Genomic DNA, 22,273 nt, shown 5'->3' with positions numbered 1-22,273 from the left:
ATCAGACAGTCCTCATCATCGTGAGCCGCGCGGTCAGCGCGAGCGCGGCGTGGTCGGCATCGGAAAACGGCATTTTCCGGCCTTTGATTTCCTGGTAGGGCTCATGCCCCTTCCCCGCCAGCAGGATCACGTCCGGCTTGGCGGCATGCTTGACGGCCGAGAGGATCGCCGCGGCGCGGTCCTCGATGGCCTGGTAAGTCGACGTCGGGTGGTGCGGGTCCATGCCGGCCACGATCTGGTCGATGATGGCGCGCGGTTCCTCGCTCCTCGGGTTGTCGCTCGTGACGAGCACGTGCTCGGCCATCTGCGCGATGCGGCCCATCTGCGGGCGCTTGCCCGGATCGCGGTCGCCGCCGCAGCCGAACACGCACCACAGCTGCCCGCCGCGCTCCTGCGCGACCTGGCGCAGCGCGACCAAAGTCTTTTCCAGCGCATCCGGCGTGTGCGCGTAGTCGATCACGACCATCGGCGCGTCCTGGCCGCCGATCCGCTGCATGCGGCCCGGCGCCGGCACGAGCGTCTCGACGGCGTCGAGCGCGGCGCGCAGTTCAACGCCTTTCGCCAGCAGCGCGCCGAGCACGGCCAGCACGTTGCTGGCGTTGAAGTGGCCGACCATGTGCGTGCGCGCGGTGGCGCTGCCGAACGGCGACTCGAGGTGGAATTCGCTGCCGTGCGGGCGGCTGCGCAGGTTCGATGCGCGCAGCACCGCCACGCCGTCCAGCACGGGTTGTTCGTGCACGGCGCGCAAGGTATAGCCGATGACGGCGACGTCCGGACGCTCACTGCGCAGGTGCTGCGCGATGCGCACGCCGGCTTCATCGTCCAGGTTCACGACGGCCGTCTTCAGGCCCGGCCAGTCGAACAGCTGGCGCTTCGCCACTTCGTACGACGCCATGTCGCCGTGGTAGTCGAGATGGTCGCGCGTGAGGTTCGTGAACACGGCCACGTCAAAATGCATGCCCGCCGTGCGGTGCTCGACGAGGCCGATCGACGACACCTCGATCGCGAGCGCCGTCGCGCCCGCGTCGCGCAGGCGCGCGAGTTCCGTCGCCAGCAGCACGGCGTCCGGCGTCGTGTAGCCGGTCGCGTCGAATTCAGGCTCCGCGTGGCCGCGCACGAGGCCCACGCCCAGCGTGCCGATGACGGCCGCCGTCTCGTCGAGGTGCGCGAGCGCCTGCGCCGTCCACAGCGCGCACGACGTCTTGCCGTTCGTGCCGGTCACGCCAACGGTGAACATGGCCGCATCCGGCGCGCCGTAGACCGCATGCGCGATCGGGCCGGCGTTGCGCTTCAGGTCCGGCACGGCCAGGTGCGGCACGCCGAGGGCTTCGTCGAACGCGAAATCGCGGTCGTCGTACACGACGGCGGCGGCGCCGTTCTCGATGGCGGAAGCGATGAAGCGGCGGCCGTCGGCCGCCTCGCCGGGATAGGCGAAGAACACGTCGCCGCGACGTACGCGGCGAGAGTCGGAAACGAGACGGCCGCCTGGTGCGGCGGCCTGGATCCAACCAGTGATGTTCGGCGTCTCGGCCATCAATTGCTCTCCTCGAGAGGATGTTCCGGGATGATGATATCTGTGACCGTGGAGTCGGGCGGTACGTTAGCCGCCCGCAATGCATTCGCCGCGAGCGCTGCGAATGTGGGCGCGGCCACCGCCCCGCCCGTGTGGAACGGTCCGGACGGATCGTCGATCATCACGGCGATGATGAAGCGCGGATTGCTCATCGGCGCGATGCCTGCAAAGGAGCCGACATAGTGCGTCTGCGAGTAGCGGCCGTTGATGACCTTCTGTGCCGTACCGGTCTTGCCGCCGACGCGGTAGCCGGCCACCTGGGCCTGCGCCGCGGTCCCTTGCGGGCTCACCACCGACTCCACCATCGTGCGGATCTGCGCGGCCGTCTTCGCCGAGATGATCTGCTGGCCGACCGGCTTGTCCGTCACCTTCTGGAACGACAGCGGGATGATGTCGCCGTCGCGCGCGAAGATCAGCCAGGCGTGTGCCAGCTGCAGCAGCGACATCGAGATGCCCTGGCCGAACGACATATTGGCCTTGGCGACGATCGGCCACGATTTATACGGACGCACGCGGCCGGCCGCTGCGCCGGGGAAGCCGTAGCGCGGCGCCTGGCCGAAGCCGACCTTGGTGAACATCTCCCACATGTCCTGGGCCGTCAGCAGCTCGGAGATCTTGGTCGTGCCGATATTGGACGACTTCTGGATGATCGTGCTGACGTCGATGACGCCGTGCGGGTGCGTGTCGCGGATCGTGTGGCCGCCCGTCTGGTAGCGGCCGTTGCCCGTGTCGAACAGGGTGGTCGGCTTGATCAGGCCCTTGTCCAGCGCCAGCGCGACGGTGAACGGCTTCAACGTGGAACCCGGCTCGAACGTGTCGGTGATGACGCGGTTGCGCAGCTGCTCGCCGGTCAGGTGCGAGCGGTCGTTCGGGTTGTACGTCGGCCAGTTGGTCAGCGCCAGCACCTCGCCCGTGTGCACGTCCAGCACGACGGCGGCGCCGGCCTTCGCGTGGAATTTCTCGACGGCGTCCTTGACGCTGTTGTAGGCGATGTACTGCAGCTTGGAGTCGACCGACAGCGTGATGTCCTTGCCGTCGTGCGGTTCGCGCGACAGGCCCACGTCCTCGACGATGCGGCCCAGGCGGTCCTTGATGACGCGCCGGCTGCCCGTCTGGCCCACGAGGTTCTTCTGCTGCGCGAGTTCGATGCCTTCCTGGCCCACGTCCTCGACGTTCGTGAAGCCGACGATGTGCGCCATCACGTCGCCTTGCGGGTAATAGCGCTTGTATTCCTTGCGCGTGTCGATGCCGTCGATGCCGAGCTTCTCGATCCTGGCGATGACGTCCATCTCGACCTGGCGCTTCAGGTAGACGAAGGTGCGGTCGGAATCGAGCTTCTTCAGCAGCTCGGCCTGCGGCATGTCGAGCAGCTGCGCCAGTTCGCGCAGCTTCGCCGACGACGATTCCTTGACGTCGTCCGGGATCGCCCACACGGCCTTCACGGGCAGCGACGACGCGAGCACGATGCCGTTGCGATCAAAAATCTTGCCGCGCGTGGCCGGCAGTTCGAGCGTGCGCTCGTAGCGGCTCGCGCCCTGCTTCTGCAGGAACCGGTTCGACACGCCCTGCAGCCACAGCGCGCGGCCGGCCAGCGCAAGGAACGCGGAGAACAGCACGAACAGGACGACGCGCGAACGCCAGTCCGGCAGGCGCACGGCCAGTACCGGGCTCTTGGAAAACGCCACGCCCTTGGCGGCGGCGACGCGGGATGCGCTGGTGCCGGCCTTCATTTACCGCCTTCCATCAGGTATTGGGTGCGCGCCGGCGACAGCGGCGCCATGTCCAGCTGCGAGCGCGCGATCTGTTCGATGCGTTCGTTCTTGCCGAGGGTCGACTGGTCGAGCTGGAGCTGGGCCCAGTCGATCTCCAGCTGGCGCTGCTGCTGTTGCAGCCTTTCCTGGTCGATGAACAAATGGCGCGCCTGGTAGCGCGCGTTCACGACCGACAGCGCGCAGCCGACCAGCAACGTGGTCAGGACGACGTTCAGCTTGCCGCTCATGCGGCACCTCCGGGCAGGCGCTCGGCCACGCGCAGCACCGCCGAACGGGCGCGCGGATTGGCATCGACTTCGGTGCCGGAGGGCTTGGTCTTGCTGATCAACTTCATCAAGGGCTGGGGCAAATCGACGGCGCGGATCGGCAACCGGCGATCCGGCTGCTCGACCTTGGCCTTGGACGCCAGGAACTGCTTGACCATGCGGTCTTCCAGCGAGTGGAAGCTGATCACGGACATGCGCCCGCCGGGCGCCAGCAGTTCGAAGGCGGCGTTCAGACCTGTTTCAAGGTCCTCAAGCTCTTGATTGATGAAAATCCGGACAGCCTGAAAGGTGCGGGTTGCCGGATCCTTGCCTTTCTCCCGGGTTTTGACCGCGTTTGCCACGATTGCGGCAAGCTGTCGTGTGGTTGAAATTGGCTCGACTGCCCGGCGAGCAACAATCGCCTTTGCAATCTGAAAAGCAAACCGTTCTTCCCCATAATCGCGAATCACCTTTTCCAGTTGTTTCTCCGGCACCTCCGCCAGCCAGGCGGCGGCGGAAATGCCCCGTGTCGTATCCATCCGCATGTCCAGGGGACCGTCGTTGCGGAAGCTGAACCCGCGGCTCGCGTCGTCGACCTGGGGCGAGGAAATGCCCAGGTCCAGCAGGATGCCGTCGACCTGGCGCACGCCCCGCGCCGCCAACGCTTCGCGCATCGTCGCGAAGCTGTCGTGCACGATCGAAAAGCGCGGATCGTTCATCTGTTCGGCCGTCGCGATCGCCTGGGGATCCTTGTCGAAGCCGATCAGGCGGCCCTCGGGCGCCAGCTTCGACAGGATCAGCCGGCTGTGACCGCCGCGGCCGAACGTACCGTCGATATAAATCCCTGCGGCGCGCTGACCTTCCAGGGCAAGCGCGTCGACTGCTTCATCCAGCAGCACCGTACGATGCTGCAAACCGGGCACCGGCTGAGTCACGTTCATCGGCGCCTTAGAAGGAGAAATTGGAAAGGACGTCGGGCATGCCACCCGCGACGGCCAAGGCCTCGTCGGCTGCCAGCTTGGCGGCGTCCCAGATCTCGAAATGAGTCCCCATCCCGAGCATCATCACTTCCTTCTCCAATCCCACCGCATTGCGCAGCTCGGGCGAAATGAGCACCCGGCCCGCGCTGTCCATCTCGACATCGCAGGCGTTCCCCAGGAAAATGCGTTGCCACGCCCGTGCCGACATCGGCCAGGCGGCGATCTGTTCGCGATGTTCTTCCCACACCGGGCGCGGGAAGAACAACAGGCAACCATGCGGGTGTTTCGTGAGCGTCATACGGCCTTCGCATTGCTGCATCAAGGCGTCACGATGCTTGGCCGGTATTGACATCCGTCCCTTTGCATCGAGATTAATCGCTGACGCGCCCTGAAACACGTTGTACCTAGTTTTGGAGAGTTATCAGTCTGGTTGTTTTTAGGCGCCGGGAGACCCACCGATCCCCCCACAAAACTACACTTTTTGCCACTGTTTCCCACTTTAGAGGAAGCGTTGACTGTGGTCAAGCGAATTCACGTTTAGAAAACGCGAAAATTGCCAATGAAACCAAGGACTTAGCGAACTTACTTGACGGAACCTCAAGTAAAAATGTTGAGCAAAATTAGGCACTTAGGTCAAACAATGCATGTGCTACCTCATCTGCACACATGTGTTTTACCCTTGATTAAGAACAACTTTTAACCGCCGGTCGGTCGGCGGAAAACAGACGGTGCGGATGGGTCAAAATTGCGGATCGATGCGGGGCGGGTTAGGATAAACGCAAGGCGACCACCCAGCCGTTTCCGATTCGCTTGGCGGCCGGGGAGCCCCGTATGATAAGTGAGTCCGTACTACCGCGCAGGAGATTGCCATGAGCATCACACTGGCCCGGAGCCGCGCCGTGTATGACCTCAACGAGGTCCAAGGCGCGCTCGACCGCAGCCGCGGACGTTCTCCCGAACTCGAAGCGTTCTACGAACGCATGCTCGAGACCGGGGCCGAACGTTTCGTCACCACGCCCTCTTCCATCGACGCGCTCGACCCGCTGTTCGAGGAATGTCCCAATTTCGACGACGTCCTGGACGACCTCGCGCGCTACCTGCGCCTGGCCCATGCCGGCGACAAAGGGTTCAACGTCATGCCGATCCTGCTGCTGGGCGGCCCGGGCGTGGGCAAGACGCATTTCGCCAAGCGCCTGGCGAAGGTCATGCAGACCGACTGCGAACTGATCAGCATGAATGCCCTGTCGGCCGGCTTCGTCATCACGGGGAGCTCGGCCAGCTGGCGCGGCGCCAAGTGCGGCAAGGTGGCCGAGCGCCTCGTGCGCGGGCAGTTCGCGAACCCGGTGATCGTGCTGGACGAGGTGGAAAAGGCGACGGGCTCCTCGCAATCCGACCCGCTCGCCGCGCTGTATCAGTTGCTGGAGCCGGAAACGGCGAGCGCGTTCCGCGACGAATTCATCGACGTCGACATCGACGCGTCGCAAATCTTCTGGGTGCTGACGGCGAACTCCACCGAAGGCATTCCGCATCCGCTGCTGAACCGGATGGCCGTGTACGAAGTGCCGGCGCCGACGCCGGAACAGGCCGCCGGGATCGCCCAGCGCATGTATGCGGGCCTGCTGCGCGAGCTGAATCTATCCGCGTTCGATCCGCGGCTGGACGACGTCGTGCTGGACAGGCTCGCGGGCGTGTCGCCGCGCGACCTGCGCAAGACCTTGTTGGACGGGCTCGGCTATGCCGTCGCGGACGGGCGGGCGCACGTCAAGGTCGACGACATCCGGCTCAAGCCGACGCCGGGCAAGGGGCGGATCGGGTTCTGACCCGCCCCGTTCGCTGGATGCTTACTTGACGTTGAAGGCCACCAGCGCGTCGGCGTTCTGGATGTACAGGATGCCGCTGCGCGTCAGCGCGAGCTTGCCTGCCGCCGGATAGCTCCACACCGTCTTGTGGCTGCGCAGGTCGATCGCGTAGGTCGCCACGTTGGTGCTGACGAACAGCAGGTTCTTCGTGACGAGCGGTTCAGCCACCCAGCTCACTTCCGCGGCTTGCGGCGGGGTCCACGACCATTGCAGCGCGCCATCGGTCTCGCCCCGGGCTTCGACGCGGTACGGATTGGTGTTCGGCGCGTACACGACACCGGCAGCATAAGCCGGCGTGAGCGAATAGTTGCCCGGGATGCGCCAGTCGACATAGCTCTTGGCGATGTTGAACCGGAGCAGTTCATTGCCGTTCGTGCCGCCATACGTCGACGCATTGCCGTAACGCGCAACGAACAGGCTGCCCGGGGCGCCCAGCACGGGCGCACCGCCCATCTGGAACGTATAGGCATTGCTGCCGTCGCGCGCGGAGCTCAGCAGCTTCCCTGTCTTGCGGTCGATGACCTGCAGCGTGCCATCGAAGAGATAGGCGGCACTCGCGTCCACGGCCGGGATCGACAACGCGTTCTGGCTGACGTTCGCGACGAACATCGGCTCCCCGGCCGCAGAGATGCCATACAGCCCGCCATAGGTGCCGTTCGTGTAGGCGGCATCGTCCACCGCGACCGCCGTCATGGAACCGAAACCCCACTGTGAACCGACAGGCGCGCGGAACCGCACCGCACCGCTGGCGGCATCGAAGCCGAACACCGTCGTCGGCTGCTGGCCGGCGCCCATGTAGACGATGCCGTTGGCGACCGCAGGCGGATTGACCGACGGGCTCGCCATCGTGCTGACGTCGTACGACCAGACGGTGCTGCCGTCATATTCCTTGCGCGCCTTGAGCTGGTTGTTCCCGGCCGCATAGAAGATGCCGTCGGCAGCGACCAGCGTCGCCGTGTAGGCCGAATAATAATTGCTGGCCTGACTGAGCGCGCCCATCTTCCAGCGCGGCAGCAGCTGTTCCGGCTTGATTTCCACCGGCACATAGCCGGTATGGGCGGCGTTGCCCTGGAAATTGCTCCAGTCCGGCACATCGGTCCAGGGCGTCAGCGCAGTCAGGTGGTCGCCCGGCCAGGCCGTCCCGGATCCCAATACGGTCACGTCATAAGGCACCGTCATCGAAGGCACCGTCTGCGGCGTGGCGCAGGCCTGATCGGCGCACAGCTTCAGCGTGATGTCGCCGGTATAGTGACCAGGGGGCGTGTCGGTGACAGTCGCCAGCGAGAGCACATAGCTGCCGTCCGTGCCCGCCGTGACGCCGACCTGCTGGCCGATCACGCCCGCCTTGTCGCTGGCGGTGACGACGAGCGTGCCCGCCGGCGTGAAACTCGGCTTGATCTGCACGTCGAACGCCACCGGGGCGCTCTGGGCGGCGTAGCGCGTGACGCCGCCGGACAGGAGCTTGACCTCCGGCGCGGCAGCCACGGGCGGCGGCGGCGGCGTGCCGCCAGTGCTGCCGCCATTGCTGCCGGTGCTGCCGCCATCGCTGCCGCCACCGCAGGCGGTAAGAGCCAGGCAGGCCAGGCCGATCGCAGTCCGGCCCAGGAGGGTCAATTCCATTGTCTTTTTCATCATTTCCCTAGTGGCCGCGCGGCGGCCGATGCGCATGCTCGACGTCGTTGCGACGCATGCGGTTGTCGTTATCGTGGTGTTTGCTGCGCGGACAGATATAGACCCACCCGCAACCGCGCATCATGCCATCGGATGGGTATGTACAAACTCTCTAATTGTCACAATGGACATATTTATTGATAGAAAGCTAGTTATATGATGGTCAAACGATCGCCATGTCTTCGGTGCGCAAATAATTCACGAGTTCGTCACGCTCGAACGAGCCGTCCCAGTCCCGTTCACCGAGCAGTTGCGGCAGCGCGCTATGGGTCAGCAATGCGTGGAATCGGTCCTTGATGAGCTGCGGCCGGATGTCTTTCACGCGCACGCGCGAGACCTTGCGCGACAACTCCATGACGATGCCGTACAGGACCCAGTCGAGCTGCACGAGCAGCATGCTGGCTGACTGGATCGCCCGCGGGGCGATGCTCGCTTCGTACAGATGGGCGACCGACGATTGCCGGGCCCCGGCGTCAGCGTCGTCGCCCACCAGTTCTTCCGGCCACCACATCAATACCTGGTTCAACAGGCAGTCGAAGTCGGCATTTTCGGGGAGGATGATTTGCCCAACAAACATAAAACTCTCGATAAACCCCGGCGATTTAGCATATGCATGCCAATGCCGTGCGATCTGCAAAAGGAACGGCATCGCGCCGGATACCCTTGATGATTGAAAGGAAAGACTCTTACCCGGCAGTATATCGACGAAAGTCAACGGAAAGCTCTCACAATTTCACATTGAGCAGATGACGCCAGGAATTTTTGTGCGCCTACTCTGTTGCGACTATTGCAATAAGCCCAGCGGTCGCCATATGGCCGGCATCGTTCACGATCAGGAGACGCCATGTTCGGCACCGGCCATCCACGTCCGCTGCACCGCAAGGAAGTGGCCATGCAGGTCGTCCGGCACGCCGCGCGAGAGGCGGCCGGCCATGCGCTGACGGTCGACCCGCCGGACGGACGCGACGCGGCCGCGCCGGCGGTGGCGCCGGCGATCCGGTTCGACGTCGTCTACACGCTGCCCGAATACCTCGGCTTCGTGCACGACCACTTGACGTCGACAGTGCGCCGGATGGCGCCCGCGCAGCGCCTGCGGCAGACGCTCGTGCCCGTTGCGTTCGCCGTCATTGCCCTGGCCATCGCCTGGATGATCGGGCCCGGCTGGGCCAGGACGGCCGCGCTCGCGTGCGGCGGCCTGGCACTCGCGTGCCTGCCCGCCGCCGTCAGCGCCTGGGTCGTGCTCATCGGCACCCCCGTGTTCCTGTACAAGAAACGCCGGATGCCGCGCTGCGCCTTCCGCATCGACGCCACCGGCATCGAACGCACGACGCGAGCCGGCACGGTGGCGCGCAGCTGGGCCGACATCCGCGGCGTACGCCGCTATCGGCGCGGTTTCCTGCTGATGTATGCGCAGGGCGCGATCCCGATCCCGTACCGCTGCCTGGACCGCGGCCAGATGGCAGCCCTGCGCCGTTTCGCGCGGGCGCGCGGCGGCAAGTGATTACTCGTCGACCTTCGCGTCCTCGCTCTTTGCGACTTCCATCACGCGACCTGAACCTGGCCGCGTTCTTACGCCTCGCGGAGGGAACGCAATGCCAGAGCGACCAGCACGACTATCGTCGCGCGACCTACGCAACATACTTTCAGATGGATCCGTTAAGCGAGAGCTCAACGGACGTGCATACATTGGTAGCGCACAAACAGCAATGAAAAATCATCCAGGGAAATTACACGTTAATCGCCAAATCACACAACAAACGATTTTTTATCTTGTCGTGTAATACCATTACTCGAAATTCCAAAACAATACAAAAACCTATTATTAGCAAGACCTTACCACTATAGCCGAGCCAGATCGCGTGCAAAATTGTCCAAAAGAAAATCCGGGGTAATCTCACTGATTTTCTCGCTACCCACGGAGACATAGTTCCACAAATATATTATATTATCCATGTTAATAGGAATTTTTTGTTCCAACATGCATAACGATTTTACGACGAGTTGTTTGTTGATTCGAAAAAATTCCTTCGCCAAAGAAATATCTGCATCGAAGATATCTGCGATCTCGGAGGAGAGCTTCGCTTCCACCCTCATCCTTAAAGCTGTATGCAACATTGCGACCCAATTTTTTTTCCGATAATGTTTGTACGAGAGCTCATCGAAGATTTTCTTCATGCTCCACTCAGCAGTCTCAAGAGTAGCGACCACACCATTTAATGCGCGATACAGATCATCTTCATTATCCCAGTGCGAAGGATATTTATATCGAAGGTCATGCTCAACCTCATGCCACCCCTCCGATACAACCGTCTCGCTACGGATACGACGTCCGTGGGGACGACGTCAATTCGCTATCGTCGCTTTGATACGCGGTAGGATGCGGACATCCCGCGCCGGGCTGCGCGCTTGGGACGCTGACTACCCTATTCGTCGACCTTCGAATCCTCACTCTTCGCGGCTTCCATCGCCTCCGGCTCCAACTCCTCGGCGGCCTTGTTCATGCGGATGAACACGCCCCAGCCCGACAGCAGCACGCCGGCCGCGATCAGCACGGACGCCGCGTGCGGCAGCAGCTCCGGTTCCTCGTGCAGGGCCTTGAACGTGCCGACGAGGCCCTCGATCGACAGCGCGACCACGACGACCACCATGAAGCGCGACAGGTAGCGCCGCACGCGCGTGGGCGCGCTGATGTGAGCGTCGCGCACGACTTCTTCCTCGGTGATGGTCTGGGCGATCTGCAGCGACACGACGGCGATGGCCAAAAGGCCGATCGCCTCGATGGCCATCTCGGCGCTCTCTTCAAGATCGGCGCCGATGGCGCGCCACCCCGTCTGCACGGCCAGCACCGTGATCAGCACGGAGACGAGCACGAACAGGAACCCGAGCATCGCATGCGCGCTCGAAAAGAAAATCTTCAGGAATTTCAAGACGCCTCCGGTCGCAACGAATCGACGATGTCGCGCCGATTGTGCCCGATCCGCCCGGGCGCGGCCGCACGCGACGCTTCAGTGCGGGTCGGGCGCGGCCCACGCGCGCGCGTGCGCGACCGCGCGCGACCAGCGCGCCATCATCTCGGCGCGCCGGGCGGCCGGCAATTGCGGCTCGAACCGGCGTTCGCTCTTCCACTGGGCCGCGATCTCGTCGCGCGACGACCAGAAGCCGACGGCCAGGCCCGCGAGGGAGGCGGCACCGAGGGCCGTCGTCTCCGTCACCTGCGGGCGCACGACGGGCACGCCCAGGAGGTCGGCCTGGAATTGCATCAAGAGGTCGTTGCGCGCGGCGCCGCCGTCCGCGCGCACTTCGTGCACGGCGCAGTCGGCGTCTTTCTGCATGGCGGCCAGCAGTTCCGCGCTCTGGTAGGCGATGGCCTCGACGGCGGCGCGCGCGACGTGGGCGGCCGTCGTCCCGCGCGACATGCCGACGATGGTGCCGCGCGCATATGCGTCCCAGTGCGGCGCGCCGAGGCCGACGAAGGCCGGCACGAGCATCACGCCGCCGCTGTCCGGCACGGACAAGGCGAGCGCCTCGACGTCGGCCGACTGCTTGATGATGCCGAGACCGTCGCGCAGCCATTGCACGGTGGCGCCGCCCATGAACACGCTGCCTTCCAGCAGGTAGTCGGTGTGGCCGGCGATGGTCCAGCCCACGGTGGCCAGCAGGCGGTTGTGCGATTGCGGCGGCGTGTCGCCCGCGTGCATCAGCATGAAACAGCCGGTGCCGTACGTATTCTTGACCATGCCGCGCCGGTGGCAGGCCTGGCCGAACGTGGCCGCCTGCTGGTCGCCCGCGATGCCGGCAATGGGGATCGCGCGGCCGAACCACGCGGGGTCGGCCTCCGCGACGATGCCGGAACTGGGCACGACTTCCGGCAGCATGGATTCCGGCACGCCGAACAGCGACAGTAACTCGGCGTCCCAGCGCAGGCTGTTGATATTGAAGAGCATGGTGCGCGATGCATTGCTCGCGTCCGTGACGTGGCGCCCCGTCAGTTTATAGGTGAGCCAGCTGTCGACGGTGCCGAATGCGAGCTCGCCCCGCTCCGCGCGCGCCCGCGCGCCCGGCACGTGCGTGAGCAGCCATTGCAGCTTGGTCGCGGAAAAATAGGCGTCCAGTTCGAGCCCCGTCTTGCGCGCGATGAGCGGGGCCTTGCCGGCGGCGCGCAAGTCGTCGCAGAGTTCGGCCGTGCGCCGGTCCTGCCAGACGATGGCGTGGCACAGCGGCTCGCCCGTCGCGCGGTCCCATACGACGGTCGTTTCTCTCTGGTTCGTGATGCCGATGGCGGCGATGTCGGCCGCAGCGACGCCACTGTCCGCGAGGACCTGGCGCGCGCACGCGAGCTGGCTGCGCCAGATGTCGAGCGGGTCGTGCTCGACCCAGCCGGGCTGCGGAAAATGCTGGGGATATTCCTGTTGGGCGATGCGCACGGGCTGGCCCTGGCGGTCGAACAGGATGGCGCGCGAACTGGTGGTGCCCTGGTCGAGGGCGAGGATGTAACGCATCGTCGTCGAACTCCCCGGGCCGTGAATGATGTGTAAAGCAGGCCGATAGGCCGGATTCTGTGTAACGCCCTTGCGGACGCTATGACAGCCATTCCTCTAGGCGCCGAATTACTCCGGCGCTCAAGCTTCCTACCCGCACGCTCCGCGAGCAACCTCAACGCGTGCCTATTTGGAATTGCTCCAGGTGGAGGTTACCGCGTTTCACCGTAACTTAATACGCTCGTCTCTGTGGCCCTATTCCTCGCCTTATACCCGGCTTGCGCCAGGCTTTCGGCGGACGGCCGTTAACCGTCACCCCGCTCTGTGGAGTCCGGACCTTCCTCCCGCCCACGACCTTGCGGCGTGGACCAGCGGCTGTCTGGCCTGCTTCACGGGAAGCATTGTACCCGATGCGCCGCTGCCTTTTGTGAAAGCTCGTGTCGCTATTTCAAAAGCCAGTGCCGGACGAGTTGCATAGAATGCCCGGATTCCATCGTGATAAGGACGACCTCACCATGACGCACCCTTCCCGCAGCGGCGGCCAGATCCTGGTCGATGCGCTCCAGGTCCACGGCGTGGACACCGCCTTCGGCGTGCCCGGCGAAAGCTATCTCGACGTACTGGACGCGCTGCACGATTCGGACATCCGCTTCGTCATCAACCGCCAGGAAGGCGGCGCCGCGTTCATGGCCGAGGCCTACGGCAAGCTGACGGGCAAGCCCGGCATCTGCTTCGTCACGCGCGGCCCCGGCGCGACGAACGCCTCCATCGGCGTGCACACGGCGTACCAGGATTCCACGCCGATGATCCTGTTCATCGGCCAGGTCGGCACCGACTTCATGGACCGCGAAGCGTTCCAGGAAATCGACTACCGCCGCATGTACGGCCAGATGGCGAAATGGGTCGCGCAGATCGACCGCGCCGAGCGCATCCCCGAATACATGGCGCGCGCGTTCCAGGTCGCGACCAGCGGCCGTCCGGGCCCCGTCGTCCTCGCGCTGCCGGAAGACATGCTCGTCGCACGCGCGGAAGTCGCGGACACGCGCCGCTACCAGCCGACTCAGGGCGCGCCATCGGCCGCGCAGATCGACCAGCTGCGCACGATGCTGGCGGGGGCGAAAAAACCGCTGCTGCTGCTGGGCGGCGGCACGTGGACAGACCAAGCGTGCGCAGACGTGCGGAGGTTCGCGGAGGCGAACGCCCTGCCCGTCGCGTGCGCGTTCCGCTTCCAGGACCTGCTGGACAACGAGCATCCGCAGTACGTGGGCGACGTGGGCATCGGCATCAATCCGAAGCTCGCGGCGCGCGTCAAAGAAGCCGACGTGCTGATCGCGTTCGGCCCCCGGCTGGGCGAGATGACGACGAGCGGCTACTCGCTGCTGGAATCGCCCGTGCCGCGCCAGCGCCTCGTGCACATCCACCCCGATCCGGAAGAATTGGGCAGCGTCTACCAGGCCGAGCTGATGATCGCCAGCGGCGCGCCGCAGGCCGCAAGCATGCTCGCGGCGATGGAACCCGTCGATGCGTCGGCGTGGCTCCACACGGTCGAAGACGCGAAGGCCGAACTGCGCGCGTGGCAGGAACGCCCCGCCATCTTCAAGGACGGCACGGCGCCGCTGGACCTGTGGCAGATGGTGCAGGACCTGCAATCCACGCTGCCCCGCGACACGATCATCACGAACGGCGCCGGCAACTACGCGACGTGGGCGCACCGCTTCTGGCGCTACGGCGCGATGCGCACGCAACTCGCGCCGACGAGCGGCGCAATGGGCTATGGCGTGCCGTCGGCCGTCGCCGCGAAGATCGTCCGGCCGGAGCGCACCGTCGTGTGCTTTGCCGGCGACGGCGAATTCATGATGACGGGCCAGGAACTGGCGACCGCCGTGCAGTACGGCGCGGGCGTCATCTTCCTGGTCTTCAACAACGGCATGTTCGGCACGATCCGCATGCACCAGGAGCGCACCTATCCGGGCCGCGTGTCGGGCACGCAGCTGCACAATCCCGACTTCGCCGCGCTGGCCAAAGCCTACGGCGGCCACGGCGAGGCGGTCGAGACGACGGCCGATTTCGGCCCGGCCCTCGCGCGCGCCATCGAGTTCACGCGCACGCAAAACCTGCCGGCGCTGATCGAGCTGCGCTACGACGGCAACCTGATCACGCCGGGCGCCACGCTGGACACGATCCGCCGCAACGCGCAGGCGGCAAAGGCCGGCTGACGCTTCGTCAGGCGACGACGAGCCCGCGCAGCGCGGGCACGACGTCGTGCAGGCGCGCCACTTCGACGGTGGGCAGCGCCTCCGTGTCGTTGGCGAGGCCGCCGGGATTGAACCAGCAGCTTTCGATGCCGAACCGGTTCGCGCCCAGGATGTCGGCATCGAGCCGGTCGCCGACGATGACCGTCTCCGCGTGCTTGAACGCGCGCGCCATGTTGACCGTGTAATCGAAGAAGCGGCCGTCGGGCTTGGCGTGGCCGCACGCTTCGGACGTCGCGACGAACGAGACGTGGTCGCGCAGGCCCGAGCTGGCGATGCGGCGGTGCTGGATGTGCTCCACGCCGTTCGTGATGATGCCCACTTCGCCGATGGCGGCCAGCGTCTCGCACAGCTCGCGTGCGCCGTCGATCAGCACGACCGTGTTCGACAGCGATTCCAGGTACAGGCGGCTGGCCGCTTCCGGGTCGAGGTCGAGGCCCGTCGCGTCGAACGTCTGGCGGAACCGTTCGACTTTCAGCACGTCCTTGGCGACGGCGCCCGTCTCGAAACGCTTCCAGAGTGCCATATTGATCGCCTGGTAGCGGACGAACAGGCCGTCCGGCAGCGCGGGCAGGCCCAGCGCACGCATCGTGCGGTCGAACGACAGGCGTTCGGACGCCTTGAAGTCGAGCAGGGTGTCGTCGAGGTCGAACAGGAAGAGACGGTGTTTCATGGCGAGCGCCGCGCCGCCGGGCGCGGCAAGTGGTCTTTCGGAAATGACAGGATACCAGTGCCGTGGCCTGCCGTGGTCTTGACGTGCCCGATTGCTTTCCGGTTACCCGACAAGGGGAACCGGGCCCGCTCTGGTAGAATACGCGCGACCCTTTCGGCACTTGCCGCCCTCCCGAATTACACAATGTTTAGTTTCTTCAAAAAGAAAAAACCTGAAGCCGAGACGCCGGCCGCGGTCGAACCCGCAGCGCCTGCCCCCGACGCGCAGCCCGAGCCGGCGGCCGAGCAGCCGGGTTTCCTGCGCCGCCTGTTCGGCGGTGGCGACGATGCGGCGGTCGACACCGCGGCGGTCGACACCGCTCCGGTAGAAACCGCATCGTCCGCCTACGATGGCCAGCTGTTCCCCGAAACGGCCGAACGCCCCGTCAGCGAAGCGGAAGCCAAGCGTTCCTGGATGTCGCGCCTGAAGGCCGGCCTGGCGAAGACGTCGACCAACCTGTCGCTGCTGTTCGTCGGCGCGCGCATCGACGAAGACCTGTACGAGGAACTCGAGTCCGCCCTGCTCATGTCGGACGCCGGCATGGACGCGACCCAGTACCTGCTCGACAACCTGCGGCGCAAGGTCAAGGAAGACAAATTGCTCGATGCCGCCGCCGTCAAGGTGGCGTTGAAAGGCCTGCTCGTCGACCTGCTGCGCCCTCTCGAAAAGCCGCTTGAACTGGGCCGCCACGAACCGCTCGTGATGATGATCGCGGGCGTCAACGGCGCCGGCAAGACGACGACCATCGGCAAGCTGGCCAAGCACATGCAGCACCATGAACAGTCCGTGCTGCTGGCCGCCGGCGACACGTTCCGCGCGGCCGCGCGCGAGCAACTGATGGTCTGGGGCCAGAGGAACAACGTCACCGTCATCTCGCAGCAGTCCGGCGACCCGGCCGCCGTCGCGTTCGACGCCGTCCAGTCGGGCAAGGCGCGCGGCGTGGACGTCGTCATGGTCGACACGGCCGGCCGCCTGCCCACGCAGCTGCACCTGATGGAAGAGCTCAAGAAGATCAAGCGCGTGATCGGCAAGGGCATGGACGATGCCCCGCACGAGATCCTGCTCGTCATCGACGGCAACACGGGCCAGAACGCGCTCGCGCAAGTGAAGGCGTTCGACGACGCGCTGCAGCTGACGGGCCTCGTGATCACGAAGCTGGACGGGACGGCCAAGGGGGGCATCCTGGCCGCCATCGCGCGCACGCGTCCCGTGCCGGTGTACTTCATCGGCGTGGGCGAGAAACTGGAGGACCTGCAACCCTTCAGCGCCGACGAATTCGCCGAGGCGCTGCTGGGATAAACACGCGATGATCGAATTCCAGTCCGTCTCCAAGAAGTACTCGGATTCCGCCAGCACGCTCGCGCTGGCGGACGTGTCCCTGAACATCGCCAAGGGCGAGCTGGTGTATCTGGCCGGCCCGTCCGGCGCCGGCAAGTCCACCTTGATGAAGATGGTCGCCGCGATCGAACGGCCCACGTCCGGCCGCGTGATCGTGAACGGACAGGACGTGAGCCGCATCCGCAAGGCCGGCATCCCTTTCCTGCGCCGCAACCTGGGCCTGATCTTCCAGAACCAGCGCCTGCTCAACGACCGCCACATCCTGGCCAACGTGATGCTGCCGCTGCTCGTCACCGGCGCGCACGCCGCGCAGGCCGAGCAGCGCGCCCGCGCTGCGCTGGACAAGGTCGGCTTGCTCGACCGCGCGCTGGCGCTGCCGATGGCGCTGTCCGGCGGCGAACAGCAGCGCGTGGCGATCGCCCGCGCCATCGTCAACCGCCCGCAGATCATCCTGGCCGACGAGCCGACCGCGAACCTCGACCGCGCCGCCGCCGACAAGGTCATCGACGCGCTGCACGCGTTTCATTCCGTGGGCGTCACCTGCGTCATCTCGTCCCATGACGACGAAATCCTGGACAAGGCGGCACGCGTGATTCGCCTCGAACACGGCCACGTGGTGGGAGGTGCCGCATGAACAACTGGTTCCGCCAGCACCGCTTCGCCCTCGGCGCCGCGCTGTCGCACGTGCGCAAGGCGCCGGGCAGCTTCCTGTTCAACGTGCTCGTCGTCGCCGTCGCGCTGGCACTGCCGTTCGCGGGCGTCACCTTGCTCGACAACGTGCGTCCCCTGTCGGAAGAATTGTCCGTCGACCCGGAACTCAGCCTGTTCCTCAAGGCCGACACGCCGCGCGACCAGGCGCAGGCGCTCGCGCCGCAATTGCAGCGCATCCTGCACGGCGCCCACGCGAAAGTCACGTTCGTGCCGCGCGAGCAGGCGCTCGCGAGCCTGAAGGAAAAAAGCGGCCTCACGGACGTGATCGAGACCCTGGGCGACAACCCGCTGCCGGACAGCTACGTGATGAAGCTCGAAGGTTTTACGAGTCGCGCCGACGCCGCGCGCGTGGACGGCATCGCCGAGCAGATGCGCGCGCTGCCGGGTGTCGATTCCGTGCAGGTGGACTCGGCCTGGGTCAAGCGCCTGGCCGCCCTGCTGGGCGTGCTGCGCCTGGCACTGCTGCTGCTCGCCGTGACGCTGGGCGTCGTCGTGATCGCCGTCGTGTTCAACACGATCCGCCTGCAGGTGCTGACGCAGCGCGAGGAGATCGCCGTGTCGAAGCTGCTGGGCGCGACCGACAACTTCATCCACCGTCCGTTCTACTACACGGGCGCGCTGCTGGGCCTGTGCGCGGGCGCGGTGGCGCTGGGCGCCGTCACGCTGGCGCTGCGTCCGCTGAACACGGCCATCGCCGAGTTCGCCCGCCTGTACGCATCCGAATTCCAGCTGGCCCCGCTGCCGCCGCTCGGCATGGCGGGCTTGCTGGCGATCAGCGCGGGGCTCGGGCTCGTCGGGGCCATGTTGTCGGTGCAGCGGCATCTGGCGCGGTTGAACTGACCGCCTCGCTGGTCCATAAAAAAACCCACCATCAGGCGGGTTTTTCGAATCCGGGGTGGTCCCGCGGAACGGGACCAGAACTGACCTGGCGTCATCACCAGTATGGAGGCTGGGAGAGGACAAAACCTAGGGCTGCGCCTGCAGTATACCGTCGTAAGTACCTCATTCAAAGGTGATTCACGATGGATTGGAGCGATCTCGAAAGGCATTTTTCGTCGGCCCGGCTGGGACGTTATCGCGCCGCATGCGATGGCGACGAGTCGAGGGCGGCAAGGGCATATGTGAACAACCTGCTGCTTGCGGAAGCAACGATGCCCATGCTGAACGACATCGAGATCGCGCTGAAGAACGGCGTTCATCAGCGCCTGACGACTCTGTACCTGCGCACGGATTGGTGGGAAGCATGGACGAACAACGCGTCGTTCGCATGGCAGGTCCGCGAGGTTGGCAACGCAAAAGTCAAGCTGCAACGCCGGGCGGAAGCCCTTACGCCCGACAAAATCATTGCCGAGCTGGCCTTCGGCTTCTGGAGTTCGCTGTTTAACGTCCACTTTCAGTCGATACTGTGGAAGGATCTGCGCCTCGTCTTCCCCCGCTGTCCGAAATCGCAGCGCCAGCGCCATACCGTGTCGTCTGCGCTCAATCAGATCCGAGAGCTGCGGAACCGTGTCTTCCATCACGAACAATTGCTTTGGCTAACGCCCGCCCTGATCGATCTGCACACAAAAGGCGTGGAAGTCATCGGCTGGCTCGATCCAAAGCTGCCGCCATGGCTTGCTGGCCATGATCGCCTGCCGGCAACCTGGTTTGCTGTTCAGCCAATTTAGACCGAGCAGATCGCACTGGCCCTGTGAACCCATCCGCTGCTGGCCAGTCTAATCCGGCAGCGGACACGAGGCATTCGCCTACACGACAACGTGCGCCAGCAAACAGAAGGCGCAGCATGAGTCGCCTAACCTGTCTTCTACGACTTTCAAACGTTACGAGTGTCACACTTGACGTACATCATTTGAATCGCTGATGCCCTGCTCTACAGTTGAACCGGCCTCGGTTTTTGGTTCCTGTGGACAATACTTTAACGAAACTTAAACCCGTCTCCAGGAATATGGTGCCGCCTAGCACTCACCTCAAGAGAGTGCTAATATAACGTCAGACTATCGCGGGAAATGGTTTTGATAGCACCGTCAGCATCCCGACACAAGCCAGCCAGTGGTGCCTCCGGGGCCCTGGAGATGGCGAGACGATGCAGCAGCTTAACAGAGGGAGTGACTATGTCCGCACAATCCGCATTGGTCCCGGCCGGCAGTCGTGCTCTGGGGCTGGGTTTCAGTGGCAATCTCGGTAATATCGACGCCTATATCTCGGCAGTGAACCGCCTGCCGATGCTGACCCACGAAGAAGAAGTGTCGCTGGCAACGCGCCTGCAGGAAAAGAATGATCTCGATGCGGCTCAGAAGCTGGTGATGTCTCACCTGCGCCTGGTCGTCTCGATCGCACGCGGCTACCTGGGCTACGGCCTGCCGCACGCCGACCTGATCCAGGAAGGCAATATCGGCCTGATGAAGGCAGTCAAGCGCTTCGACCCGAACCAGGGCGTGCGCCTGGTGTCCTATGCCATGCACTGGATCAAGGCCGAGATGCACGAATACATCTTGAAGAACTGGCGCCTGGTCAAGGTTGCGACGACGAAGGCGCAGCGCAAGCTGTTCTTCAATCTGCGCAGCAACAAGCAGGGCCTCGATGCCATGTCGCCGCAGCAAGTCGACGATCTGGCCAAGATGCTCGACGTCAAGCGCGAAGAAGTGATCGAAATGGAAACGCGCCTGTCCGGCCGCGACATCGCACTGGAAGCGCCGACCGACGACGAAGACGACAAGTTCTCGCCGATCGCCTATCTGTCCTCGGACCAGCAGGAACCGACGAAGGTGCTGGAAGGCGAAGAGCAGGTGCGCCTGCAGTCGGAAGGCCTGGAAACGGCCCTGTCCAAGCTGGACCCGCGTTCGCGCCGCATCGTGGAAGCCCGCTGGCTGGCCAACGACGACGGTTCCGGTGCCACGTTGCACACGCTGGCCGAGGAATTCGGCGTGTCGGCCGAGCGCATCCGCCAGATCGAATCGGCCGCGCTGAAAAAGATGAAAACCTCGCTGGCGGCTTACATGTAAGCCATCCACAGCCAACGACGAAGGCACCTGCGGGTGCCTTTTTTCTTGCCCAAATTCGGGGTCAGAGCACATTATTTTAAAAGTTCGGGGTCAGATCCCCTTCCGGCAAGACGCCATCGCCCCGATCGCGTCGCCATTGGTCGTGAACGGGGCCGTTCGTGCACATCGAAAAAATGTGCTCTGACCCTGAATTTTTCAGAAAAAGTGCTCTGACCCCGAATTTCAGGCAGGCATCTCGATTCGCAGCCGAGGCCAGCGGCCCGGCCAGTCCTTGGCGCGGAAGCGCGCCAGGTAGACCGCCCGTTTCTCCTCGGCGAAACGCCGGGTCGGCTGGACAACCAGTCCGAACAGGTCGTCCAGCCCGAACGGCGCCGCCACCTCGAGGGTATCGTCTTGGCCAAGCCGGACACCGACCGCCGTCGCCGTCTCCGGCCAGTACCGCATCGCATCCGTGGCGGAGGCATATGGCGCATCGCCATTGCGCACGTGCATCCGTGCCTGGTTCTTGACGGACCAGTCCAGAGTCCCATCCCGGTCCCGCAACGCCCGTTCGAGAGAGGCATCCCGGGCCGCGTCGCCTTGCTCCGCATAGAACCAGATCACGTCGATATCTTGCGAAAGCGGCGACGCCGCAAGCCCGTGCACGTGATCCCACACGCAGTTGCGCACGAACCCGGCGGCCACCCAGCAATCCGGCAGGCCGAGAGCGCGCACGGCACGCAGCACGTCCATGCGCCGTTGGTCGGACGCGATCAGCGCCTGCAGCGCGGCCAGCCGTTCCACTACGCCAGCTTCGCCTTGAAGAACGCCATCGTCCGCGACCACGCCAGCCTGGCCGCGGCCTCGTCGTAGCGGGGCGTCGTGTCGTTGTTGAAGCCGTGCTCGACGCCGGGGTAGACGAAGTGCTGGTAATCGACGTGGTTCGCCTTCAGCGCCGCCTCGTACGCGGGCCAGCCGGCCAGTACGCGTTCATCGTTGCCGGCGTCGTGGATCTGCAGCGGCGCGCGGATGCGGGCCACGTCGGCCGCCGGCGGCTGCATGCCGTAGAACGACACGACTGCCGCCAGGTCCGGCAGCTGTGTCGCGAGGTAGTTGGCGATGCCGCCGCCGTAGCAAAAGCCCACGACGACGACCTTGCCCGTCCCCTGCGGCAGCGTCGCGAGCCCGTGCGCGGCGGCGATGAAGTCGGCGCGCGTCTTGGCCTGGTCCAGCTTGGGGAACAACTCGCGCGCCTTGTCCTCGTCGCCGGGGTAGCCGCCCAGCGGGTACAGCGCGTCCGGCGCGTAGGCGATATAGCCGTCGAGCGCGATGCGGCGCGCGATGTCCTCGATGTGCGAGTTCAGGCCGCGGTTCTCGTGCACGACGAGGACCGTGGGCAGCTTGCCCGTCGCATTCGCCGGCTGCGCCAGATAGCCATGCACCTTGCCGTAACCGTGAGGCGAGGAAAAGTCGAGGTGGCTGATCTTCAAGCGCGCGTCCGCCGGGGCGACCAGCGGCGCCGCGAACGACGGCGACAGCTGCGCCAGCAAGGTGGCGGCCGTCGTGCCGCCGGCAGCGTAGCGGCCCGCGCGCGCGAGGAAATCGCGGCGCGACACGCGGCCGTGGACATAGCCGTCGAACAGGCCTAATACCTCGGGGTCGAAATCCGCTGCGCTCAAACGCGTCATCTCAGTCTCCGGT

The 22,273-nt window shown here is 64.9% G+C and carries 21 protein-coding genes and 1 other RNA gene; 8 read left to right on the top strand and 14 right to left on the bottom strand.

Going from position 1 to position 22,273, the window contains the following annotated elements; translation table 11 throughout:
• Position 1: 1 nt before the first annotated feature.
• Genes HAV22_RS17210 through mraZ form a run of 5 tightly spaced genes read right to left on the bottom strand, consistent with a single transcriptional unit; the run spans position 2 to position 4,967 of the window.
• The gene (locus tag HAV22_RS17210; RefSeq protein WP_166860655.1) at positions 2–1,534 is read right to left on the bottom strand and encodes a UDP-N-acetylmuramoyl-L-alanyl-D-glutamate--2,6-diaminopimelate ligase; all 1,533 of its coding nucleotides are present in this window, start codon (positions 1,532–1,534) and stop codon (positions 2–4) included.
• Complete coding sequence (locus HAV22_RS17205; RefSeq protein WP_166860654.1) at positions 1,534–3,303, bottom strand: peptidoglycan D,D-transpeptidase FtsI family protein; 1,770 nt, start codon at positions 3,301–3,303, stop codon at positions 1,534–1,536. The genes HAV22_RS17210 and HAV22_RS17205 overlap by 1 nt, the downstream gene beginning before the upstream one ends.
• A complete protein-coding gene (ftsL, locus tag HAV22_RS17200; RefSeq protein ID WP_166860652.1) occupies positions 3,300–3,572 on the bottom strand; it encodes a cell division protein FtsL in 273 nt (90 codons plus the stop codon). Before ftsL ends, HAV22_RS17205 begins: the two co-directional genes overlap by 4 nt.
• Entirely contained in the window at positions 3,569–4,552 is a 984-nt protein-coding gene (gene rsmH, locus HAV22_RS17195; RefSeq protein WP_166860898.1) for a 16S rRNA (cytosine(1402)-N(4))-methyltransferase RsmH, read from the bottom strand. The genes ftsL and rsmH overlap by 4 nt, the downstream gene beginning before the upstream one ends.
• The gene (gene mraZ, locus HAV22_RS17190; protein ID WP_166860651.1) at positions 4,539–4,967 is read right to left on the bottom strand and encodes a division/cell wall cluster transcriptional repressor MraZ; all 429 of its coding nucleotides are present in this window, start codon (positions 4,965–4,967) and stop codon (positions 4,539–4,541) included. Before mraZ ends, rsmH begins: the two co-directional genes overlap by 14 nt.
• A gap of 472 nt (positions 4,968–5,439) precedes the next feature.
• Between mraZ and HAV22_RS17185 the strand changes: the two genes are divergently transcribed.
• The gene (locus HAV22_RS17185) at positions 5,440–6,390 is read left to right on the top strand and encodes an AAA family ATPase (protein ID WP_166860649.1); all 951 of its coding nucleotides are present in this window, start codon (positions 5,440–5,442) and stop codon (positions 6,388–6,390) included.
• Between the two features lie 21 nt (positions 6,391–6,411).
• On the opposite strand, the gene HAV22_RS17180 is transcribed toward HAV22_RS17185, so the two are convergent.
• Both HAV22_RS17180 and HAV22_RS17175 read right to left on the bottom strand, forming a co-directional pair.
• Entirely contained in the window at positions 6,412–8,049 is a 1,638-nt protein-coding gene (locus HAV22_RS17180; RefSeq protein WP_166860648.1) for an outer membrane protein assembly factor BamB family protein, read from the bottom strand.
• 214 nt (positions 8,050–8,263) lie between these two features.
• The gene (locus HAV22_RS17175) at positions 8,264–8,677 is read right to left on the bottom strand and encodes a hypothetical protein (RefSeq protein ID WP_166860646.1); all 414 of its coding nucleotides are present in this window, start codon (positions 8,675–8,677) and stop codon (positions 8,264–8,266) included.
• A 267-nt stretch (positions 8,678–8,944) separates the two neighbouring features.
• Between HAV22_RS17175 and HAV22_RS17170 the strand changes: the two genes are divergently transcribed.
• Entirely contained in the window at positions 8,945–9,601 is a 657-nt protein-coding gene (locus tag HAV22_RS17170; protein ID WP_166860645.1) for a YcxB family protein, read from the top strand.
• A 338-nt stretch (positions 9,602–9,939) separates the two neighbouring features.
• Here HAV22_RS17170 and HAV22_RS17165 read toward each other — a convergent pair whose 3' ends face one another.
• The 4 genes from HAV22_RS17165 to rnpB form a co-directional block, all read right to left on the bottom strand.
• Positions 9,940–10,275, bottom strand: a complete 336-nt coding sequence (locus HAV22_RS17165) for a hypothetical protein (RefSeq protein WP_166860643.1) — start codon at positions 10,273–10,275, stop codon at positions 9,940–9,942.
• 248 nt (positions 10,276–10,523) lie between these two features.
• The gene (locus HAV22_RS17160) at positions 10,524–11,027 is read right to left on the bottom strand and encodes a hypothetical protein (RefSeq protein ID WP_166860642.1); all 504 of its coding nucleotides are present in this window, start codon (positions 11,025–11,027) and stop codon (positions 10,524–10,526) included.
• 78 nt (positions 11,028–11,105) lie between these two features.
• Positions 11,106–12,599, bottom strand: coding sequence for a glycerol kinase GlpK (gene glpK / locus HAV22_RS17155; protein ID WP_166860640.1), 1,494 nt, complete (start codon positions 12,597–12,599; stop codon positions 11,106–11,108).
• Between the two features lie 30 nt (positions 12,600–12,629).
• Positions 12,630–12,969: RNase P RNA component class A (rnpB, locus tag HAV22_RS17150), an RNA gene on the bottom strand.
• Positions 12,970–13,093: 124 nt separating this feature from the next.
• On the opposite strand from rnpB, the gene HAV22_RS17145 reads away from it, so the two are divergent.
• Positions 13,094–14,794 (top strand): thiamine pyrophosphate-binding protein, encoded by a 1,701-nt coding sequence (locus tag HAV22_RS17145; RefSeq protein ID WP_166860639.1) that lies wholly within the window; start codon positions 13,094–13,096, stop codon positions 14,792–14,794.
• A gap of 7 nt (positions 14,795–14,801) precedes the next feature.
• On the opposite strand, the gene HAV22_RS17140 is transcribed toward HAV22_RS17145, so the two are convergent.
• Positions 14,802–15,503 carry a YjjG family noncanonical pyrimidine nucleotidase gene (locus HAV22_RS17140; RefSeq protein WP_166860638.1) on the bottom strand — a complete coding sequence of 234 codons (702 nt, stop codon included), beginning with the start codon at positions 15,501–15,503 and terminating at the stop codon, positions 14,802–14,804.
• 183 nt (positions 15,504–15,686) lie between these two features.
• Here HAV22_RS17140 and ftsY point away from each other — a divergent pair, with 183 nt between their 5' ends.
• The 5 genes from ftsY to rpoH all read left to right on the top strand — a co-directional run bounded on the left by ftsY (position 15,687) and on the right by rpoH (position 20,593).
• The gene (gene ftsY, locus HAV22_RS17135) at positions 15,687–16,841 is read left to right on the top strand and encodes a signal recognition particle-docking protein FtsY (protein ID WP_166860636.1); all 1,155 of its coding nucleotides are present in this window, start codon (positions 15,687–15,689) and stop codon (positions 16,839–16,841) included.
• A gap of 7 nt (positions 16,842–16,848) precedes the next feature.
• Complete coding sequence (locus tag HAV22_RS17130) at positions 16,849–17,514, top strand: cell division ATP-binding protein FtsE (RefSeq protein ID WP_166860635.1); 666 nt, start codon at positions 16,849–16,851, stop codon at positions 17,512–17,514.
• Entirely contained in the window at positions 17,511–18,431 is a 921-nt protein-coding gene (gene ftsX, locus HAV22_RS17125; protein ID WP_166860633.1) for a permease-like cell division protein FtsX, read from the top strand. The genes HAV22_RS17130 and ftsX overlap by 4 nt, the downstream gene beginning before the upstream one ends.
• 182 nt (positions 18,432–18,613) lie before the next feature.
• A complete protein-coding gene (locus HAV22_RS17120; RefSeq protein WP_166860632.1) occupies positions 18,614–19,258 on the top strand; it encodes a hypothetical protein in 645 nt (214 codons plus the stop codon).
• 444 nt (positions 19,259–19,702) lie between these two features.
• Positions 19,703–20,593 (top strand): RNA polymerase sigma factor RpoH, encoded by an 891-nt coding sequence (gene rpoH / locus HAV22_RS17115; protein WP_166860630.1) that lies wholly within the window; start codon positions 19,703–19,705, stop codon positions 20,591–20,593.
• A 222-nt stretch (positions 20,594–20,815) separates the two neighbouring features.
• Here the strand turns inward: rpoH and HAV22_RS17110 are convergent, their stop codons facing one another.
• The gene (locus HAV22_RS17110) at positions 20,816–21,376 is read right to left on the bottom strand and encodes a nucleotidyltransferase family protein (protein ID WP_166860629.1); all 561 of its coding nucleotides are present in this window, start codon (positions 21,374–21,376) and stop codon (positions 20,816–20,818) included.
• Positions 21,376–22,260 (bottom strand): dienelactone hydrolase family protein, encoded by an 885-nt coding sequence (locus tag HAV22_RS17105; protein ID WP_166860627.1) that lies wholly within the window; start codon positions 22,258–22,260, stop codon positions 21,376–21,378. Before HAV22_RS17105 ends, HAV22_RS17110 begins: the two co-directional genes overlap by 1 nt.
• Positions 22,261–22,273 lie beyond the last annotated feature (13 nt).

The sequence above is a fragment of the Telluria antibiotica genome (genome assembly GCF_011682055.1).
GTDB classification, from domain to species: Bacteria; Pseudomonadota; Gammaproteobacteria; order Burkholderiales; family Burkholderiaceae_D; genus Telluria; species Telluria antibiotica.
The sequence above is the reverse complement of the archived record's forward strand: the minus strand, read 5'-3'. Positions and strand labels throughout refer to the sequence as shown.

What these genes read in the sequence shown, in the direction of transcription:
- HAV22_RS17210 (WP_166860655.1), bottom strand. Translation starts at nt 1,534, where the DNA reads ATGGCCGAGACGCCGAACATCACTGGTTGGATCCAGGCCGCCGCACCA.
- HAV22_RS17205 (WP_166860654.1), bottom strand. Translation starts at nt 3,303, where the DNA reads ATGAAGGCCGGCACCAGCGCATCCCGCGTCGCCGCCGCCAAGGGCGTG.
- ftsL (WP_166860652.1), bottom strand. Translation starts at nt 3,572, where the DNA reads ATGAGCGGCAAGCTGAACGTCGTCCTGACCACGTTGCTGGTCGGCTGC.
- HAV22_RS17185 (WP_166860649.1), top strand. Translation starts at nt 5,440, where the DNA reads ATGAGCATCACACTGGCCCGGAGCCGCGCCGTGTATGACCTCAACGAG.
- HAV22_RS17180 (WP_166860648.1), bottom strand. Translation starts at nt 8,049, where the DNA reads ATGGAATTGACCCTCCTGGGCCGGACTGCGATCGGCCTGGCCTGCCTG.
- HAV22_RS17175 (WP_166860646.1), bottom strand. Translation starts at nt 8,677, where the DNA reads ATGTTTGTTGGGCAAATCATCCTCCCCGAAAATGCCGACTTCGACTGC.
- HAV22_RS17170 (WP_166860645.1), top strand. Translation starts at nt 8,945, where the DNA reads ATGTTCGGCACCGGCCATCCACGTCCGCTGCACCGCAAGGAAGTGGCC.
- HAV22_RS17165 (WP_166860643.1), bottom strand. Translation starts at nt 10,275, where the DNA reads ATGAAGAAAATCTTCGATGAGCTCTCGTACAAACATTATCGGAAAAAA.
- glpK (WP_166860640.1), bottom strand. Translation starts at nt 12,599, where the DNA reads ATGCGTTACATCCTCGCCCTCGACCAGGGCACCACCAGTTCGCGCGCC.
- HAV22_RS17145 (WP_166860639.1), top strand. Translation starts at nt 13,094, where the DNA reads ATGACGCACCCTTCCCGCAGCGGCGGCCAGATCCTGGTCGATGCGCTC.
- HAV22_RS17140 (WP_166860638.1), bottom strand. Translation starts at nt 15,503, where the DNA reads ATGAAACACCGTCTCTTCCTGTTCGACCTCGACGACACCCTGCTCGAC.
- ftsY (WP_166860636.1), top strand. Translation starts at nt 15,687, where the DNA reads ATGTTTAGTTTCTTCAAAAAGAAAAAACCTGAAGCCGAGACGCCGGCC.
- HAV22_RS17130 (WP_166860635.1), top strand. Translation starts at nt 16,849, where the DNA reads ATGATCGAATTCCAGTCCGTCTCCAAGAAGTACTCGGATTCCGCCAGC.
- ftsX (WP_166860633.1), top strand. Translation starts at nt 17,511, where the DNA reads ATGAACAACTGGTTCCGCCAGCACCGCTTCGCCCTCGGCGCCGCGCTG.
- HAV22_RS17120 (WP_166860632.1), top strand. Translation starts at nt 18,614, where the DNA reads ATGGATTGGAGCGATCTCGAAAGGCATTTTTCGTCGGCCCGGCTGGGA.
- rpoH (WP_166860630.1), top strand. Translation starts at nt 19,703, where the DNA reads ATGTCCGCACAATCCGCATTGGTCCCGGCCGGCAGTCGTGCTCTGGGG.
- HAV22_RS17105 (WP_166860627.1), bottom strand. Translation starts at nt 22,260, where the DNA reads ATGACGCGTTTGAGCGCAGCGGATTTCGACCCCGAGGTATTAGGCCTG.